This is a genomic window from Pseudomonas sp. KU26590, assembly GCF_026153515.1.
GTDB lineage: Bacteria > Pseudomonadota > Gammaproteobacteria > Pseudomonadales > Pseudomonadaceae > Aquipseudomonas.
Window position 1 is genome coordinate 3,758,448 of record NZ_CP110644.1, and the last position, 17,295, is coordinate 3,775,742.

The window sequence follows — 17,295 nt, forward strand, 5'->3', positions numbered from 1 at the left end:
AGGATTCAAAGGCCTCACCCATGACCACACCGCCGCACCTGCCAGACGACGCCCGCCCTTCTTCTTTCACTGTAGATGCCAACCGCCCCGGATTCGTCCGGGTTCGCGGTGCCCGTGAGCACAACCTCAAAAACGTAGACGTCGACATCCCCCGTGATGCGCTGGTGGTGTTCACCGGCGTGTCGGGCTCCGGCAAATCCTCGCTGGCGTTCTCCACCTTATATGCCGAAGCCCAGCGCCGGTATTTCGAATCCGTCGCGCCCTATGCGCGACGCCTAATCGATCAGGTGGGCGTACCCGACGTCGACTCCATCGAAGGCCTGCCGCCAGCCGTTGCGCTGCAGCAACAACGCGGCACGCCGAGCACGCGCTCATCGGTCGGCAGCGTCACCACCCTGTCCAGCCTGATCCGCATGCTCTATTCCCGCGCCGGCACTTATCCGCCAGGCCAGCCCATGCTCTACGCCGAAGACTTCTCGCCGAACCTTCCCCAAGGCGCCTGCCCCGAGTGCCACGGCCTGGGCCGTGTCTACGAGATACCGGAAGAGCTGATGGTGCCGGACGATTCGCTGACCATCCGCCAGCGCGCCATCGCCGCCTGGCCCCTGGCGTGGGGCGGCCAGAACCAGCGGGACATCCTCGTAACCCTGGGTTACGACGTCGACACCCCGTGGCGCGACCTGCCGAAAAAGGACCGCGACTGGATTCTGTTCACCGACGAACAGCCTAACGTGCCGGTTTACGGGGGCCTGACCCCGGAAGAAACCCGACTGGCACTCAAGCGCAAACTCGAACCCAGCTATCACGGCACCTTCACCGGTGCCCGTCGTTACGTGCAGCACACCTTTGCCACCACGCAGAGCGCGCTGATGAAGAAGCGCATCTCGCGGTTCATGCGCGGCAGCCCGTGCCCGTTGTGCGATGGCAAACGCCTGAAGCGCGAAGCCCTGTCGGTAACCTTCGCTGGCCTCGACATCGGTGAGCTGGCGCAGATGCCGCTGTTGCGGCTGGCCGAGGTCTTGCGGCCCGTGGCAGCGGGCGTCTTCGCTGATGAGAGTCGCGAGACTGCTGTGCTTGATCGCGATCAAATGTCCAAGGCGAAAAAGAAGCGGGTCACTGCAGGCGGCGCGGCCCACGATGCCGCGCCCGATGTACGCGCGACGCCGAACCTGTCTGTCGAGAAACGCCTCGCCGCTCAACGCATCGCTCAGGATTTGCTGGCGCGGGTCAGCACCCTCACCGAACTCGGGCTCGGTTACCTGGCGCTGGATCGCAGCACGCCGTCGCTGTCGTCCGGTGAACTGCAACGCTTGCGCCTGGCGACACAATTAGGCTCGCAGCTGTTCGGCGTGATCTATGTGCTGGACGAGCCTTCTGCGGGCCTGCACCCGGCGGACAGCGAAGCGCTGTTCACGGCATTGCAGCAGCTGAAGGCGTCCGGCAACTCGCTGTTCGTCGTCGAGCATGACCTGGAAACCATGCGCCGCGCCGACTGGCTGATCGACGTCGGCCCCGCCGCCGGTGAGCATGGCGGCCACGTGCTGTACAGCGGCCCTCCCGAAGGCCTGGCCAAGATCGAGGCGTCGCAAACACGCCAGCATCTGTTCGCCGAACACACGGAACTGCGCGCCGCGAGAAGGCAGCCCACTGACTGGCTGCGCCTGGAAGGCATCACCCGCAACAACCTCAATGAACTGAGCGCAGAATTCCCGCTGGGCTGCTTCACCTCGGTGACCGGCATCTCCGGCTCGGGCAAATCCAGCCTGGTCAGCCAGGCATTGCTGGAACTGGTGGGCGCAGAATTGGGCCGCCCAGTCGTGGAAGTCGAAGCCGAAGAGTCCAGCCTCGAAGACGACGCTCCGCAGCCCACCGGCGGGCACATCGCCGGCGGACTGAGCGCGATCAAGCGTCTGGTGCAGGTTGACCAGAAACCCATCGGCCGCACCCCGCGCTCCAACCTGGCGACCTACACCGGGCTGTTCGACAACGTGCGCAAACTGTTCGCCGCGACGCCCGACGCGCAGAAGGCCGGCTACGACGCCGGGCAGTTCTCGTTCAACGTCGCCAAGGGCCGCTGCCCGGTGTGCGAAGGCGAAGGGTTTGTCAGCGTTGAATTGCTGTTCATGCCCAGCGTCTACGCGCCCTGCCCGACCTGCCATGGTGCGCGCTACAACCCGGACACCCTCGCCGTTCGCTGGAACGCACTGAGCATCGCCGACGTGTTGCAGCTGACGGTTGAACAAGCAGTGGACGTGTTCGCCGAACAACCCGGCGTGCTGCGCTCGCTGACGGTTCTGCGTGATATTGGTCTGGGGTATTTGCGTCTTGGTCAGCCTGCGACTGAGTTGTCTGGCGGCGAGGCCCAGCGCATCAAACTGGCGACGGAGCTACAGCGCAGTCAGCGCGGCGCCACCTTGTACGTGCTCGACGAACCGACCACGGGCCTGCACCCCACCGATGTGGATCGCCTGCTCACGCAGTTGAATGCGCTGGTGGATGCGGGGCATAGCGTGATAGTGGTGGAGCATGAAATGCGCGTGGTCGCCCAGAGTGACTGGGTGATCGACATCGGCCCAGGGGCTGGGGACAAGGGTGGGAATGTTGTGGCGTGTGGGACGCCTGAGGTGGTTGCCGACGTGGAAGAGAGCCGGACGGCGCCGTTTTTGCGCAAGGTGTTGCGGGGCTGAGGAGCTCTGTTGAGGCGTTGAAAAGAAACAGGCACTTGGGGCTGCCCTCAAGTGCCTGTTTGCTGATTTTTATCCTCTCCGGGCTATTTGTTCCAGTCTGACCCAGCAGTGCCATTAAACTGGCTCATTCTTCAACCCGACAGACATCGTATTAAGGAACATTTCAAACCTTAAAGTTACCTACTTGCCGTTGGAGTACGACCCCCAGTTCTGCCAGTTCGGTGCTCGAACTGGCCGTTCTCTCGCAAGATAAGGCCGAATCATCCGCAATATTACGAACCGACGTCACACTGCGGTTAATTTCTTCTGCTACACAGCTTTGCTCCTCACCCGCGGTTGCGATCTGCCTTACCATCTGCTGGATGTTATCAATCATCTCCACGATGGTCTCAACTGAATGCCCCGTGTTTGAAACCTGTATGACAGTTTCCTCCGTCAAACCACGGCAGACTTCCATCATCCCGGCAGCCTCTTCGGCTATTTTTTGCAGATTGGTGGTCAGCGCGCCAATTTCCAGGGTTGCGCCCTGTGTCCGTTTGGCAAGTGTTCTCACTTCATCCGCCACCACCGCAAATCCTCGACCCGCATCGCCCGCCCTTGCCGCTTCGATAGCAGCATTCAGCGCCAACAAGTTGGTTTGATCTGCAACAGACGTTATGACTTGCAACACCCCGCCTATATTCAAGCTCTCTTTTTTTAGTTGTGCCATGGCGGCGGAAGACTTCGACACCTCAGTGGCCAGACGTTTCATTTGGGCTATTGCGTCTTTTGCCATGGTGCCGCCGGTTTGCGCCTGAGAGTTAGCGCTGAGTGCCGCATTGGCCGCATCTTCGGAATTGCGCGCAACTTCAAGGGTGGTGGCTACCATTTCGTGGATTGCGGTGGCGACCTGGTCGATTTCAACTCTCTGATTGCCTACGCCGATGCGGGTCTGCTCTGTCGCAGCGGAAAGGTCCACGGCAGCAGCAGAGATCACCGCCGATGACGTGTTGACCTGGCTAATGAGCAGGCTCAGGCGTGACTGCATCTCACCCAGGGATGAGAGCACACTGCCGGCCACTGAGGTTTCTGCTTCGGGAATCGGGCGCAGGTCACCACTGGCAACGCGCTGAGCGATGGTAGACAAGAGGATGGGTTCTGCACCCAGGGCGCGTGACAGTCCCCGTACGATAAGAATGGTCAGCAGTACCCCTATGGCAATTGCCAATGCGCAGAAAAACATCAAGAAACGTTGATTGTTTATATATTCGGCCTGTGACTCACTGACGCTAGCCAGTGCATTTTTTATGTTAAAGCTTTTGTAATTATTGACGCTGGCCACCAGCTTCTTCAAAAGCGGCAGGCACTCATTATTCATCATGGTAATCGCCGCACCATTATCGCCACTCATGGCGAGTCGCGTAATCTCCAAGGCGACAGGACCATAGACCTTCTCGATCCCCTCAATCTCAGCCACTAAATTACGCGCGTTGTCATTGTTAGCGGAAGGAGGCAATGCAGTGACGGCAGCAACGAGTTCTGATAACAGGCTTTTAACTTTCTGATGTTCGGTATTTACAATGTCGGCCTCGGACTGCCGTTCAGTGGCGGACGTGACCAGTACAAGATTGCGGGCTGAGATAGCGCGCTGCTGCGCGGAGAGCAGCAGATTATTCATCAGACCCATGCGCTTATTCAAACCATCGACATAGTTTGAGAAACGCAGATTCGATTCATTTAAACTAATGACTGATAGCGCAGACATCAGAAAGATAATCAGCACCATCACGCCAAAACCCAGCACCAACTTTGTCTTCACCGACAAGGAAGCTAACATGTAGAAACCCCTTTGACTTTCATTATTTTGTGGCCAGGCCAAGAATATGGCGCACTGACACTATGGGGCGTGCATCGCCAATAGTTCAAGAAATAAATCAGAACTTTTAAAGATATATGGGATCCAGTATATAAACGATTCAATCGAGTTATTTGTGTAAGCTATTTTAATCTAAATGAATATTTAGACTTTCGTCGCATACTAACTTTAGCGATACGATTCTAAACGCGAAGCGTTCTGTACTTATTCCAACAGTCTTTAATCGGTCCGCGAGATTGGAGTTTAAACAGTTAAGCTAATCCGGTTTGTGACAAGCCCAGCGCGCCCTCGCCCCGACCGGGGCCCAACACGTCGCGGTCTTTGTCAGTCACAAGCACCAGTTTCTCCAGGGAAAAAATCCCCGCCCATCGGCGGGCCTGCGCGTGCGGCCATCCTGCACAAGCGTTTCCATGAGGCCAAGGGTGCCGTGGAGGTGCCTACAGACGGAAAGTGAATTGGGGATAGACAGTCAGATTGCGGAAATCCGGACAGAAAAAAGGCGCCTCGGATTGCTCCGTAAGCGCCTGATTCTGAATGGTGCCCCGAGCCGGAGTCGAACCGATTAAACAAGGCCCAGTATTTGCTGGGCTATATTGGACATCCAGTGTTTTGCTGTACTGATGGATGTACTGTTTCGCTTTCGCTGGACTATTTGCCCCCCTCCCCGGCGTCCCGCAGATGTTCACTGCCCCCATTTTTTCCCGCTTCACCAATCCCCAGCCAATTCCGGTAGGCGAGATCCCCCGAAACATTGAGAGGACCCCGCATCGGCGTACTCGAGCGTTCCCGTAACTCCTACTCGTCGATGAATCCGAGCCGCTGCAATGCTTTGGCATGGCCGGCCGTCTCGCCAGTCCGGTGGTCGACTGCGTACTCGCGTCGCGCCTAATGCTCGAGCGGGTTATTCCTGATTTTCAGTTCATGCTCTTTGACGTACATGCTCAATTCTTCGCATGGTCTCGGATGCTGTGCGTGACCACTCCCCAGATATCGAAGTCGTCTCCTTCCATTATGAAGCGGTCGGGGTATTTTCGGTTCGCCGAGCGCAGCACCGTGTGACAGCTCACAAAGGCAAGGTACTTGACCAGAGGCTGCTGGTTGACGACGCCGATGATGACTTGGCCTGCCTTGGCGTCGATCCCCTTGTCTACGATGAGCAGATCACCACAAAAGATACCCGCACCCTCCATGCTGTCCCCTTCAACCTTCACTAGATAGGTGCCAGGCGCGCGAATGTTCAGGAGTTGGTCCAGCGAAATGTCCAAGTGGTCAGGAACCATGTCGTTATTCAAAGCGGCACCACCACGACTGGAAGTAGAACGCCTCCTCCACCTGCTCGATGCCGGAAATAATCAGACCCTGGGTACCCATGCTCGTCACGCTGGCATCCAAAAGCCGTGGCAAAGCATCCCGCGCGTGGCCGACGCTGTTCAAGATGAAGGCTTCCCGGGTGATGCGGCCAAGCGCGGAGCACTGGGACTCAACGATCTGCACGTCGCCTCTGAACGGCGGGATCCTGCTGAGCTGGTCTTTCGGTACGGCGACGCCCATCTGGCGGCGCGGAGTGATGAGGACGTACATGGGGAGGCTTCGCTTCTTGATACTGTATATGCGTACAGTTAACTAAGCGGGACGATTGCGGTCAACACTGTATAAGCCAGTTTGCGACAGGTGACCTCATGTGCGGACGCTACTCGATCTACGAGCCGATGGACCACTACCTCAAGGAGCTTGCTCCAGAGCAGCTGGTGATCAATGGATACGACCTTCGGCCGATCGAGCGATACAACGTCGCGCCGATGACTCGCGTCGAGATCATCAGGCCAGCGGAAGGCGGCTTGAGTGTGGACAAGGTGCGTTGGGGATGGTCGCCGTTCTGGGTGAAAGGTGAAGGGAAGCGTGCGGCGCCGATCAATGCCAGGGTCGAAACGGTTATGACAGCGAAGTACTTCAAGCAGCTTTGGCCGAACGGCCGGGAGCTGGCCCCGGCGAACGGCTGGTTTGAATGGGTGAAAGATCCGAGAGACTCGAAGAAAAAGTAGCCCTACTTCATCAGGCTTAAAGAGGAAGGCCCAATGTTCTTCGCCGCGCTGGCGGAAGTACATCAGGGGCTTGAGCCAGACCCGCAGGACGGCTTCGTGATCATCACCGCCGACAGCGATCGGGGGATGGACGAAATTCACGATCGGCGGCCTGTGGTGCTGAGCACGAGCATGCTCGGGAATGGATTGATCCAGAGACCACGCCAGAGCGCGCCGGCGAAATCGCGAAGGAATGCTGCAGGCCTACCGAGCAATTCACCTGGTTCGAGGTGAGCAAAGACGTGGGGAATGTGAGGAATCAGGGGGCGCGGTTGACCCTTCCGGCGGAAGGAGACCAGCAACCGAAGATTTTTAGGCTGCCAATGCAGAGACCTGCCAGAATTCTGAGCCTTAGCGATCAAGGAATGAGCGGACTTGAAAATCGTCTTCGTAAAACACATTTACAACCTCCCCAACTCTGGCGGGGGCTGGGCATTTCTTGTCGTTTTGCTGGGTCTCGGGTTGTTTTTGAAGTTCTTCTGGATATTGGCGGCGATTGTTTACCTTTTCTTCTTGGCGGCTGCGCCAGCGGTGACGCTTAGCTGGACGCTCATGGTGGCTTGCGTGTTGATAGGCGAGCAACTGATGAGGATACCGATGAGATATGCGATTCCGTTAGCCTTGGGCGCTTTTGTACTGGCAGCCATTTTCATGGGCCTCTACTCAAAACGCAGAGGCAGCAGTCATGAGACCGGCAGAATCGACCACGACCACGACGCCAACGGCGTCGGTGATTAGTGTGCAGTGCAGGCCGTTCGAATGTAGTCCTGCGCCGCTCTCAGGGCTGCTTGATCACCAATGATCCCGGCGCGGATATCGAAAACAGATCGTCCAGCTGCTGCAGAGAGTTCGACGGAGCCTGCATCACCCACGCCGGAGGCGCTGGTGGCCTTGGACACGTTCCCGCCACCGGAACCACAACTTCCCGCGATGCGCAGCCGGCGAGCGCCATCAGCAACAGCCCGGCGCAGAGTTTCGTTTTCCGCATTGGTTTTTACCTTCTCTTCAGTTGCGGTCCGATCTAAAGCGGCGAGGCGCTGCTCGGCGTCCTGCTGTTTGGCGAGCGCCGTGCGAGCTTGTTCTGCTCCAGCGCTTGCGATAGAGGCAAGATCAGCCTGACGGCTGGCTTCGTTCGCGGCGATGACCGTGCCGTATGCATTGGCCTGCCAGATCCAGGCGACGGTTGCGCCCGCCGCGAACAGGGCTGCAGCAGCAACGGCGACGCCGATCAGCTTCAACTGGGCTTCGGTCACGGCACGTCCTTGAAGAAGATGTGGCGGCCAAGCCGCAGCGTCCGATTCGACCCAGCCACCCACGTCGGAGGTTTGGGCATATACGTCGAGTAGTAGTGGGTCGCGCCGCCAGTTGGATCAGGCTCAGCCCCCTCGATGACCTGCTGCGCAGCAAGCTGACATTTGGCGAACTCGGCGGTGGGGATCTGCTTGGCGCCGCTGAGATACGGGTAATTCGGGTCGTTCGAGTTCCAGCAGCTGAACTGATACGGCCTCTGGCAAACGCCGGAATAACCCTCGCCCCACCACGATCGATCCTTGGCATCCTCCACTCGATTTCGGATCGTCCAGGCCACGGCCACCATCCCATTTATTCCTTCCCCACGCGCCTCTCCCCACAGCGTGCGCGCCAGCACATCACGATCTTGCTCCGTAACGGTCATCACTTCTCTCCAGGCAAAAAAAACCCCGCTCAATGGCGGGTTGCGTTGCTGTGTGCGACGGGTCAGACGGCGTTGGGCGCCAAGGCTAATGGATCGGCGGCAATCTCAGGCGCGGCCGGGACAGCGGGCCAGTTCGGTGCCGATGGCCACGTCGCCTGAGTAGCGACCTTGCCGAGCGCAAACTTATAGCTCTTCCAGGCCTTGAGGCTGAGCGTCAAGGCGGCCAGCTCGACCTCGTCTTGCTCGGTGGCTGCGCCGATATCGATGCCGTAGCCGAGAGTATCAATCCGATCCTGAACACGCCGAATCTGTTCGGAAGCCGCCGCGTTGCGACTTACTAAAATCACCTTCGCTGCGGCGAATGCCTGAGCTGCCGCAGCAGCGGCTTTCATCTTCCGCGTAATCAGTTTTGACCAGTCAATGGTGCTCATGCTTCGCCCCTCTGTAAGTCCGGAGCTGCAAACTCTTCACGCCGCTGCGGTAAAGGCTCCGGAAGTTTGACCGGCCCGTCGGGCACATCCAGCAGAGGCAAAGGAAACGCCTGCGCCTGGCTGTAATTTTCGGGAAGCGGCAAGAGAAGCGTCAGCTCCAACTCGCCATCGACGTTATGGACGTCGCCTATGATCCAATCGCAGCTGATAGCTTCAGCAGGAAGAGTGTCGCCGTCAGCCATGGGTGTGAAGTCAAAGGCCTCGCCGTTGATGATCAGAACTGAACCCGACCTGAAGACTTCAAGCGTGGCATCAAGGCGCTGGGGGGAGAGATTTATAACCATTAAAACCACCTGCCAATGGCGATGAGATGTACGTATGGCGAGCTAATAGTGGCGGACGGGTGGGAGTTCCCGACGGCTATCGCTGTTTGTGTCCCTGTTCCTGCGACATCCTGCGCAGCGTTCAAAAAACCGCCGTTACCGGTTACCGATCCTGCGGCGGTAACGCATGTTGGCTGTCCTATAAACGCTGCTGGAAAATACCAGGCAGCTGCGACTGCTGCGTTTGGAGGAAGCGAGGGAAAGGCAATGCCATGCCGGCAAATCATGGTGCCGTCGAGGTACTTGATGTAGGACCCATTGCCCGTTGAGCCGGATTCAATAATCGCTCCGGTAGGAATTCCGCCGGATTGAGAAACTGTCCCGACAGCATTCCCCTCATGGAAAAAGGTCCGCGCAACGGCGCCCATTGAAAATCCGCCGAGCTTGAATTTGTTGTCAGTGTCTATTCCGACGTGGACTGCAAAAGTCCCGTCCCGAATAAATGTCATGACCGACGACGCTCCGTTATTACCGTCGTTGGCGATTCGGAGGGCGGTATTACTGTCGTTACCGGATGAGCTGATCTCCGCGATGCCAGGCGGCGCACCTGAGCAAAATGCCGTTCCAGCAGAAGCGTTTGCAGCGCTTAGTCTTACTCCGCCCAGCGCCTCCAGCGCACTGGCGTCCGTCGTCGCTCCGGTACCGCCTTTTTCGATCGGGAGGATGTTTTCCGTTGCAACCTCCCCAAGACCCAGATTCGTCCTGGAATCCTCAGCATTTGAAGCCTCAGTACCGCCCTTACTCATGGGCAAGATGTCGTAATTACCGGTCGTCCCGAGCGCAGCCAATGTTGCTCCGAACTCATTATTCAAACCGTTGAAGGCATCTGCGAGCGCTTTGGGATACCCCTGTATGGGCACCACGGCGTACGTGCCGGCACTGGTTGTGACTCCCAGGTAGTTCGGTGATATCGCCATCGCGGTATCGCTGGCGATGTTGGTCACTTCATACCAGCAGCCATCAGGGCCCAGGAACGCATCCCCCACCCGACTGTTGGCAATAAACGCGGTTCCAGTTCCGGTAACGGTGTTCGAATTTTGGACGACCGAAACCGTCCCGGCCTTGTACCAGGGCATATGACAATCCTTTAGAAATAGGTGATTGGCGCGGCTAAGCCGCCATCTTTGCGAATACGGCCGGGAGGTGAAAATCGCGTGGGTTAACGAACGCTTGAGTGATCGCCCACATGTTGCCGCCCGCAAAATCCCACAGTGAAAACAAGGTTCGGCCAACTGTGCTTCCAGCGAGCAAGTTCATGCCAAATGAGTTGATCATCAGGTATTCATTTTCTGGAAACTCGAAATCCACCCGGTAGTAATTGGAGTAAGAAGTTGTATCCGACTGCTCTGATTTTATGTACGTCCAGTTGGTGAAAGCCCGGGTGAACAGCGCTGTAGGCGTTCCGGTGTCATACAGCAGCTTGCTCTGCCCATCCCACAGTCTCATCCCATAAGTTGCGACGGGTTGTGCCGCGAAGGCCGCCACGAAGTACCGGCCGTTCGGAGGCGCGGTTTTGTTGCTGTACGTTCGGACGTAAAACCCCGTCCAGTTGCCAGGCGAGCCCGTCAGAAACATCTGCCCCGCTGCGCCCATGACGCCCGATGTGTCAGGGCGGATGAAGACCAGGGGCGGTTCTTGCGACGTCACTGCTCGGGGAAAAACGGTCACTGAGCCGCGTCCGGACTCTTGTGTCGGCGAGTAGTGTCCGCTTGAAATGATGCACAACCTGGAGAACTCTGAATCGAGGACCACCGTATTTTGGTTATTGCTAAAGCTCAGTCCGAAACTCATCGAAACCTCATTACCAATAGGCGCATGGACCCTGTAGCGGTGAAGGTGCCGGGGCTCCAGTTCCGCATCCAGTTCGCGACCTCCACGACACCTGCCCCCATCGCAACCTCGAACTGACGGTCATACTCACCGTAATTCCCGATGGGGATGACGACGGCGCTGGCATTGTCCGGGCCGCACCCCGGTACCGAAAAGGTCTGGACCTGCCGCGTCCCGGTGAAGGTAACCACCTGTGAAAGCACCACCCGCAAAGTGAAAGAGTTTTCGTCCAGTTGCAGGGCGCCCTCGGGGCCCCATATGCGCATTCCATAAGGCATTGGCTACCCCAGATATCCGAGACGCACGCGTAGTACGTTGTTGACGTCGTAGACCGACACGTTTTGCGCATTGATCACCAGCCGCCCTTGTCCGGGCACGATGCCGTTGATTTCCAATGTGCCGTCTTTGTTGAGAATCCAGCCCTGCTGCCCCGCGATGTAGTTGGTCGAGCTAATGAAACTGCCGATCTTCGCGTTGGTGATCGTGCCGTCCTGAATGAACGTCGGGCCAAGAAAAAGCTGGCCTCCCTGAGCAACGAACGGCGTTGAGATCCCGCCACCCGCCAGACTGTTGACCAGCGCAAACCGGTCCGCTGACATCAGGATCTGGCTTTGCAGTCCCGCCTCGGTGTTCTCGATCCCAATGCCGATACCGGCCATCACATACTGCCCGTTAGCGTTGACCTGCAACTTCACGGTGTAGGACGCGGAGACTTGGCCGTCGAGCGTTGCAACGGCCTCGCTGGTTTGCTCGATCGCGGATGAGTTGTTCCCCACCGACGCGGTGAGCTGCTGAATCGCGGTCGCCGTTGCTGACTGGTTATCTGTGACTACCTGCTGCAAGTTGGTGACTTGGGCCGTGTTGTCGCCGACGGTCGCGGTCAGCTGGGTGACGGTTTTCGCCATGGCTGAATTCGCGCTGGCCGCCACTTTCGACTCGGTGACGATACTCGCCGTGCTGATCCAGCCGCCCAAGGCGTCGGTGAGATCCCCTTCAGCGTTGTCATCGCGAGCCGCCGCGCGCAGCGCCTGCAAGCTGCTCGCCTGCGCTGTGACGACACCGTCAAGTTCGGTGATTTCAGTGGTGTTGCTCGCGACCTGCTGTGCCAGGCCGTTTGCGGTTTCGATACTCCCGCCCACGTCCATCCAGTGCGTCGGATCGGGCGGTGGAGTTTCCAAGGGTACAGCGTCGCTGGCCTGGTAGATGCGCCCCCCGTCCACGACCATCTCGCCCTTTTCGTAGGTTCGATCAGGGTCATACGCTTTGAGGCCATCCAGCGCATCAATCTGGCCCTGCAAATCATCAATCTTGTCGATCTGGTCCTGCAGGTCCTGACCCAGCTCAGATTCGCCAATCTGCCCTGCGATCATGTCGAGAATCGGCCCTGCCTCGGAGCTGCTCTGCCCCATCACGCCAAGCCCGGCCGGGTACCACGGTCCGATGTTGCCCGTGCGGTCGACGAGCCTCGCCCAGAAGAAGAACGTCACACCGCCCAACAGCCCTTGCATGCTGTACGCCGACTGCGGATAGGCCAGATCGGTGAGTTTGGTGGCCGTAGCAAGGTCTGTCGTGGGGCCGTACCAGATCTCGGTGCGCTGGGTGTCTTCCGCTCCGGGCGGAAACGCCCAACTGAGCTGAATACCGAAAATCAGCGGCGCTGCTGTCAGCGACGTCACCGCCGGCGGCAACCCTTCCTTGCCGTTGAGTTGCGTCAGGACCGAAGTCCGCCAGATCGAGGAGATGTCATAGGCGCTGATCGCCCGCACCCGGGCAAGGTACGAGCCCGCGTAAATGCCGACGATATCGATGCTCGTCGAGCCCGTGCGCTGCACTTTGATCCAGTTGCCGCTGTCCTTGCGCCACTCGACGTCGTACCCGACCGCGCCGGCGACCGCCGGCCACGTAACCGTCATGGTGGTAACAGCAAGGCCTTGGGCGATCGCGGTGTTCGACGCCAGCGCGACGCTTGCCGGCGCCGGAACGACGGTGATCGGGATGACGCTGATCGGCCGCTCCTCCAGCCTGGCGCCGGTGTCGATGAATGCGAACTTGCTGGGCTCGAACTGCAGCGCCGCGATTTCGTAGTCGCCCTCGACCGTGCGCTTTCTGCTAAGCACGCGGTATAGCGGGATGGCGAGATCATCGGCGTCCAGCGCCCATTGCAGCTGTGGGGTCGGGGTCTCGCTGTAGGCCGTCGTCACGGTGATGGCGCGGCCGGCCACAGAATTCACCGTGCGCCCTTCCGCCTTGCCGCTCGGCAGATTGATGATCAGCCGGTCGCCGGGCTTGGCTTGTGTATCACGGTCCAGTGTCACAATGCGGCCAGCGCCAGCCGAGATACGCCCACCGACTTCGCGCCCGGCCAGCAACGAGTCTGCAATCGGGATGATGTAGCCAGGCAGCGGGATCTCGCCTTCCATGCCCGTCTTGAACGTGACAGTCCGGTCCTGGTTGTTGCTCATCACCACCCACTTGCCGCGGCGCTGAGCCTCCGACGCCCGGGTGCAGCCGATCGCGCTGATCTCGACAGGCTTGTCACCGAAACGCCGCTGCAGCGCGGGATCAGAATACGCAGTGACGTCGGTGTCGTAATTGTTCGCCGGGTTGTCGAAGCTGACGATCGCCCGGGTGTAACGAGTCTGTGAAGAGGCGCTACCGTACGAGAACTTGCTGTCGATCACGTTAGCGCGCGTGAAGACGTAATCGAAGTCCTGCGCGCGCGGCATGTCCGCCTGCATCACGATCTGGCCCTCGGCCCAGTACGTCATGCCCCGATAAATGGCCGAGATGTCCCGCAGCAGCGTCCACGCCTCGGCTTTGCCCTGCAGGTTCATGTCGCAGAGGAAGCGTGGTTCCTGCCCGCCGGCGCCGTCCGGTACCAGCTGATCGCAATACTGCGCGATGCGGAAAAGCTCCCACTTGTCGACCATCCACGGTTTGATCCGCCGCCCAAGGCCGAAACGGTCTTGAACGCAGATTCCGTAGGTGATCCACGCGGGGTTGTTGGTCCAGGCTGACTTGAACGTGCCGTCCCAGACGCCGGCGTATGTCCGCGACACAGGATCGTAGTTGCTCGGCACCTGCCACTTGCGGGCGTTGCAGTCGACCGTCACCGCCGGGATGTTGGTGAACTGCTCTGCATCGAATTCGAGGTACAGCAGCGCGGTGTTCGGATATCGCAGCTTCGCGTCGATGACTTCGGTGTAACCCGCGATCAACATCGTGTCGGCGATCTTGTTGGTGTTCTGGTTCGGCGTCAGGCGACGGACGCGGATCTGCCAGCCGGATGTTGCCGCCGGCAGATCGATCCGTCGAGAACGCTCGTACCGGGTGGTGGTCTTGCCGTCGACCGCCTCCTCCAGCACCTGGTGATAGGCGCCGCCGTCCGTGGAGACATCGACCGCGTATTCGATCCGGTACCCGCCGACATTGCCGCTGTCATCCTGCCGCTGGAGCGCCGGCCACGCGAAACGCAGGCGAACCGCCGAGAGCTGGATGTTATTGAGCGAGCGCACCCACGCGGTGTCGCTGCGCAGCTCGACGTTGATGGTGGTTTCGTTTTCAACCGATGGGATGCCGGGGATGTAGCTCTGATCGACCGCGCCGCTGCGCCATTCCCACTTCACGTTCGGGAAGTTGACGTTGCCGCTGGCGTCATTGATCGGCGTGTTATCCAGGTAGATGTCGGCCGCAGTCGGCACACCGTCGAATTCGCCCTCGCCGACAGCGATCAGGAGCTTGGCCAGATTGGTGGAGCGCAGGCTGTCGGCTGCTTCGATGGGCGCTTTGGGGCTGCTGCTGCCGCCCTTGGCGCCGGTGATGTCAATTCTTGCGGCTGCGCCCATGCTTTTCTCCAGGCGTAAAAAAACCCGCTGGAGCGGGTTTCAATTTATGGGTAGTCGGTCCCCCCGTAGGGGACTTTGCATCGACAGATGCGATTCAGAGCCAGTTTCCACCCCTTTACCGCACCGTATTTTTCAATCGCCAATATTGCGTAATTAGAGCAGGAAGGCTCATATCGGCAGGCGGATCTGAGGCGGTGTGGAGCAAAGCGCTGGTAGGCGTGAATTACCGCTACAGACAACCGCGCCATTAACCAGGTCGCCGGAAAGAAATTACATAATATTGAGAAAGCTCAGCTTTTTGTCCGAAGAGTCCTGCAAAACATCCTGGTTGTACTGCCACTCCGATCGTGTCAATTCGATAAAACTCCCACCCATCCCCTGCATGCTGATTCACAACATTCTGTAGATAAGCAGCAGCCTCATTCCCTTTTTGATTCTTCGCCTGGACTTCTACGTTTGGCGGAACCTGCACCATTTTATATACGAACACTTCGGCATCCTTACGAGTGATTTGGAGGCGCAATCCTATCAGCGTAAATCTGCTGACACTCAAACTTTGTCTTCGGCGTAAATGCTCGCGCTGATGATCGCGCCGCCCCAGCGCCGCCGGCCGATGCAGATCGGAACGGGGTTGCCGCTGGCGGTGGTGTTTTTGGCAGAGCCAAACGCGTAGGACGGCAGATTTTCGGGGGCGCCACTTTGTTTTAACCCGGACGACTGAGGGCTGAGCATCTGCATCACCCCTCCCATCATCAGAGCCGCACCCAATTGGTGTCCCCAGCCTTGCATGCCGGGCACGTAGAACGACGCGACGAATATCACTGCTCCAATGATCGTCTGAAGAATCCCGGCGCGCTTGCTCCCCGAAACCACCGGGACGATGCGAAGCTCGCGGGTGCCGCCGAGCTCGAAGCTGTCAGCGGACTCGTTCCTGCGGTTACGGAAAATGGCGAAGCGCATTCCTAGCCGGTCGAGGCGTTTGATTTCAGCGTCGAACCCGTCCAGTGTGGCTCTTAACGCCTTGAAGGCTTCCCAGACCTGACCTGACTCAATCAGCCGTTTGTGGACTCGGCCGAATTTTTTTGCCAGCGATCCTGACAGCAAGATAGTGGTCAATGGGGAATGCTGACTCGGTGCAGCGCGCATGATTTCTCCAGGCAGAAAAAACCGCCCGGAGGCGGTTGAATGAGTAGTGAGCATGAGCAGAGGCAGCTTCCTCCCGGCGTACAAATACCGAATGAACGGGGTGATATCGCAGTTACGACTTGATCGGCGTCGGGGTCAGCTCAGCACTGACCCGTTCTGGTAGCGAGAACATGGCCCCGGTTGCCGGATCGACAATCAGCATCCCGATGATCCCTCCAAAAACGATGTTCCCCCAGTACCAACCGTCGATGCCGGAGTTGAGCATTTGCGTGCTCGGCGCGTAGCCATCCTTGCGGTAGGTGACGGTGTAGGCCTCGCCATCGAAATAGCCTGCTCCCGAATCCAGCATGATTTGGTCTGGCGTCTGTCCCGCATGAATCTGAAAACCGTTTTGATCAGTGATTTTATAGGACGCCCCTGAGGGGCTTGAGTGGATGGCGACCGGGTATTTCGACTCACTGATGATGCTCGCGCAGCCGGTTGTGGCTAACGCGGCGATAGCGAGGAGTGAGGCTTTGAGGGGGGTTAAGCGCATTTTGCAACTCCGTTGCTCTGTAATTTCCGAGCAAGGATTTTACGCCGTCGGCCTTGCGAGAAAAATAGCCGCGGCTGCTCGCGAAGCCATAGAAACCTGGGTCTACGACTAATTCCTACAAATTGCATTGGCCGTAGGACCTAACCAGGCGGTTCGAATCTATGATGTCTCGGTTTTTTAAAACCGAGGTCGCTCCGGGTCGATGAAGTCTGGAATATCCGACCGGTTCGGGTATCCTCCTCCGCTTTCAAAGCCGATGGAGAAATTTTCATGGACGGATGGGTGATAAATCCGCAATGGTGGCTGAGCACTGCTGTTGCAGCAGTAATGGGGGCGGTCATGCCGTTCCTCTACAGAAGTTGTCGACTCGGATTGAAGCGTCTAATGGTTGGCGCCCAAGGAAGGATTCGATCGATCTACCGCAACAGAAAGTGTCAGCGTTTGAAGCGGATCAAGGCAATTAGATTTGATAGCGTGGCCATCAATCGACAGATCACTCTAAGTTCGGCCCTCCTAGTCCTCTTTATTACGACGGGGGTTGCGACGATAGCTGCGATCATCAATCTGCCGATGGAAATTCAGCGCAGCTACTCCATGACAGTCTTGATAGGACTGGTTCTTGCAATCCCCGCTCTTCTGTTTGAATTTGCCTGGCTTACCAGTTCATCCCGCTTAGATGATGTTATGAAAAGCAGGAAATTGATTCGCCAATCAAGGCGCGGGTTATACTAGACGCGATTCGAAAAAGCTTATTTTCCATAGCCGCTCTATTCGTTTTTAGTCATACCAAGGCTGCAGGTGTGATCTAAGCCCTTCATAGATACAAG

Annotated in this window: 17 protein-coding genes and 1 pseudogene; 4 read left to right on the forward strand and 14 right to left on the reverse strand. The window is 58.2% G+C overall.

The window, feature by feature from the left end; genetic code table 11:
* Positions 1–20 precede the first annotated feature (20 nt).
* Positions 21–2,687: an excinuclease ABC subunit UvrA gene (locus OKW98_RS16370; RefSeq protein WP_265385704.1), complete on the forward strand. Its 2,667-nt coding sequence runs from the start codon at positions 21–23 to the stop codon at positions 2,685–2,687.
* A 163-nt stretch (positions 2,688–2,850) separates the two neighbouring features.
* Here the strand turns inward: OKW98_RS16370 and OKW98_RS16375 are convergent, their stop codons facing one another.
* The 3 genes from OKW98_RS16375 to OKW98_RS16385 all read right to left on the reverse strand — a co-directional run bounded on the left by OKW98_RS16375 (position 2,851) and on the right by OKW98_RS16385 (position 6,123).
* Positions 2,851–4,503 carry a methyl-accepting chemotaxis protein gene (locus OKW98_RS16375; protein ID WP_265385705.1) on the reverse strand — a complete coding sequence of 551 codons (1,653 nt, stop codon included), beginning with the start codon at positions 4,501–4,503 and terminating at the stop codon, positions 2,851–2,853.
* 980 nt (positions 4,504–5,483) lie between these two features.
* Positions 5,484–5,807 (reverse strand): LexA family protein, encoded by a 324-nt coding sequence (locus OKW98_RS16380; RefSeq protein ID WP_265385706.1) that lies wholly within the window; start codon positions 5,805–5,807, stop codon positions 5,484–5,486.
* A gap of 19 nt (positions 5,808–5,826) precedes the next feature.
* Positions 5,827–6,123 carry a hypothetical protein gene (locus tag OKW98_RS16385; protein WP_265385707.1) on the reverse strand — a complete coding sequence of 99 codons (297 nt, stop codon included), beginning with the start codon at positions 6,121–6,123 and terminating at the stop codon, positions 5,827–5,829.
* Between the two features lie 98 nt (positions 6,124–6,221).
* Here OKW98_RS16385 and OKW98_RS16390 point away from each other — a divergent pair.
* Both OKW98_RS16390 and OKW98_RS16395 read left to right on the forward strand, forming a co-directional pair.
* Positions 6,222–6,907 (forward strand): annotated as a pseudogene (locus OKW98_RS16390) (SOS response-associated peptidase); the annotation flags it as partial.
* A gap of 91 nt (positions 6,908–6,998) precedes the next feature.
* Positions 6,999–7,361 (forward strand): hypothetical protein, encoded by a 363-nt coding sequence (locus OKW98_RS16395; protein WP_265389863.1) that lies wholly within the window; start codon positions 6,999–7,001, stop codon positions 7,359–7,361.
* Here the strand turns inward: OKW98_RS16395 and OKW98_RS16400 are convergent.
* The 11 genes from OKW98_RS16400 to OKW98_RS16455 form a co-directional block, all read right to left on the reverse strand.
* Positions 7,358–7,876, reverse strand: a complete 519-nt coding sequence (locus OKW98_RS16400) for a lysis system i-spanin subunit Rz (protein ID WP_265385708.1) — start codon at positions 7,874–7,876, stop codon at positions 7,358–7,360. The two genes, OKW98_RS16395 and OKW98_RS16400, sit on opposite strands and share 4 nt — an antisense overlap.
* The gene (locus OKW98_RS16405) at positions 7,873–8,298 is read right to left on the reverse strand and encodes a cell wall hydrolase (protein ID WP_265385709.1); all 426 of its coding nucleotides are present in this window, start codon (positions 8,296–8,298) and stop codon (positions 7,873–7,875) included. The genes OKW98_RS16400 and OKW98_RS16405 overlap by 4 nt, the downstream gene beginning before the upstream one ends.
* Before the next feature lie 62 nt (positions 8,299–8,360).
* The gene (locus OKW98_RS16410; protein WP_265385710.1) at positions 8,361–8,729 is read right to left on the reverse strand and encodes a phage tail protein; all 369 of its coding nucleotides are present in this window, start codon (positions 8,727–8,729) and stop codon (positions 8,361–8,363) included.
* On the reverse strand, positions 8,726–9,073 hold the full coding sequence (locus tag OKW98_RS16415; protein WP_265385711.1) for a hypothetical protein: 348 nt from the start codon (positions 9,071–9,073) through the stop codon (positions 8,726–8,728). The genes OKW98_RS16410 and OKW98_RS16415 overlap by 4 nt, the downstream gene beginning before the upstream one ends.
* Positions 9,073–10,188 carry a phage tail protein gene (locus OKW98_RS16420; protein WP_265385712.1) on the reverse strand — a complete coding sequence of 372 codons (1,116 nt, stop codon included), beginning with the start codon at positions 10,186–10,188 and terminating at the stop codon, positions 9,073–9,075. Before OKW98_RS16420 ends, OKW98_RS16415 begins: the two co-directional genes overlap by 1 nt.
* Positions 10,189–10,222: 34 nt before the next feature.
* A complete protein-coding gene (locus tag OKW98_RS16425) occupies positions 10,223–10,903 on the reverse strand; it encodes a hypothetical protein (RefSeq protein ID WP_265385713.1) in 681 nt (226 codons plus the stop codon).
* A gap of 320 nt (positions 10,904–11,223) precedes the next feature.
* The gene (locus OKW98_RS16435; protein WP_265385714.1) at positions 11,224–14,787 is read right to left on the reverse strand and encodes a host specificity protein J; all 3,564 of its coding nucleotides are present in this window, start codon (positions 14,785–14,787) and stop codon (positions 11,224–11,226) included.
* Positions 14,788–14,831: 44 nt separating this feature from the next.
* The gene (gene yidD / locus OKW98_RS16440) at positions 14,832–15,035 is read right to left on the reverse strand and encodes a membrane protein insertion efficiency factor YidD (RefSeq protein WP_265385715.1); all 204 of its coding nucleotides are present in this window, start codon (positions 15,033–15,035) and stop codon (positions 14,832–14,834) included.
* Complete coding sequence (locus OKW98_RS16445; protein ID WP_172612060.1) at positions 15,035–15,277, reverse strand: DUF4177 domain-containing protein; 243 nt, start codon at positions 15,275–15,277, stop codon at positions 15,035–15,037. The genes yidD and OKW98_RS16445 overlap by 1 nt, the downstream gene beginning before the upstream one ends.
* A gap of 59 nt (positions 15,278–15,336) precedes the next feature.
* A complete protein-coding gene (locus OKW98_RS16450; protein WP_265385716.1) occupies positions 15,337–15,933 on the reverse strand; it encodes a tail assembly protein in 597 nt (198 codons plus the stop codon).
* A 112-nt stretch (positions 15,934–16,045) separates the two neighbouring features.
* Positions 16,046–16,468 (reverse strand): hypothetical protein, encoded by a 423-nt coding sequence (locus OKW98_RS16455; protein WP_265385717.1) that lies wholly within the window; start codon positions 16,466–16,468, stop codon positions 16,046–16,048.
* 270 nt (positions 16,469–16,738) lie between these two features.
* Here OKW98_RS16455 and OKW98_RS16460 point away from each other — a divergent pair, with 270 nt between their 5' ends.
* Positions 16,739–17,200 carry a hypothetical protein gene (locus tag OKW98_RS16460; RefSeq protein ID WP_265385718.1) on the forward strand — a complete coding sequence of 154 codons (462 nt, stop codon included), beginning with the start codon at positions 16,739–16,741 and terminating at the stop codon, positions 17,198–17,200.
* The last annotated feature ends 95 nt before the right edge of the window (positions 17,201–17,295 follow it).

Coding starts and splice junctions, on each gene's coding strand:
- OKW98_RS16410 (WP_265385710.1), bottom strand. CDS start 8,729: ATGAGCACCATTGACTGGTCAAAACTGATTACGCGGAAGATGAAAGCC.
- OKW98_RS16415 (WP_265385711.1), bottom strand. CDS start 9,073: ATGGTTATAAATCTCTCCCCCCAGCGCCTTGATGCCACGCTTGAAGTC.
- OKW98_RS16460 (WP_265385718.1), top strand. CDS start 16,739: ATGGACGGATGGGTGATAAATCCGCAATGGTGGCTGAGCACTGCTGTT.
- OKW98_RS16455 (WP_265385717.1), bottom strand. CDS start 16,468: ATGCGCTTAACCCCCCTCAAAGCCTCACTCCTCGCTATCGCCGCGTTA.
- yidD (WP_265385715.1), bottom strand. CDS start 15,035: ATGGCGCGGTTGTCTGTAGCGGTAATTCACGCCTACCAGCGCTTTGCT.
- OKW98_RS16450 (WP_265385716.1), bottom strand. CDS start 15,933: ATGCGCGCTGCACCGAGTCAGCATTCCCCATTGACCACTATCTTGCTG.
- OKW98_RS16370 (WP_265385704.1), top strand. CDS start 21: ATGACCACACCGCCGCACCTGCCAGACGACGCCCGCCCTTCTTCTTTC.
- OKW98_RS16385 (WP_265385707.1), bottom strand. CDS start 6,123: ATGTACGTCCTCATCACTCCGCGCCGCCAGATGGGCGTCGCCGTACCG.
- OKW98_RS16420 (WP_265385712.1), bottom strand. CDS start 10,188: ATGCCCTGGTACAAGGCCGGGACGGTTTCGGTCGTCCAAAATTCGAAC.
- OKW98_RS16375 (WP_265385705.1), bottom strand. CDS start 4,503: ATGTTAGCTTCCTTGTCGGTGAAGACAAAGTTGGTGCTGGGTTTTGGC.
- OKW98_RS16405 (WP_265385709.1), bottom strand. CDS start 8,298: ATGACCGTTACGGAGCAAGATCGTGATGTGCTGGCGCGCACGCTGTGG.
- OKW98_RS16435 (WP_265385714.1), bottom strand. CDS start 14,787: ATGGGCGCAGCCGCAAGAATTGACATCACCGGCGCCAAGGGCGGCAGC.
- OKW98_RS16425 (WP_265385713.1), bottom strand. CDS start 10,903: ATGAGTTTCGGACTGAGCTTTAGCAATAACCAAAATACGGTGGTCCTC.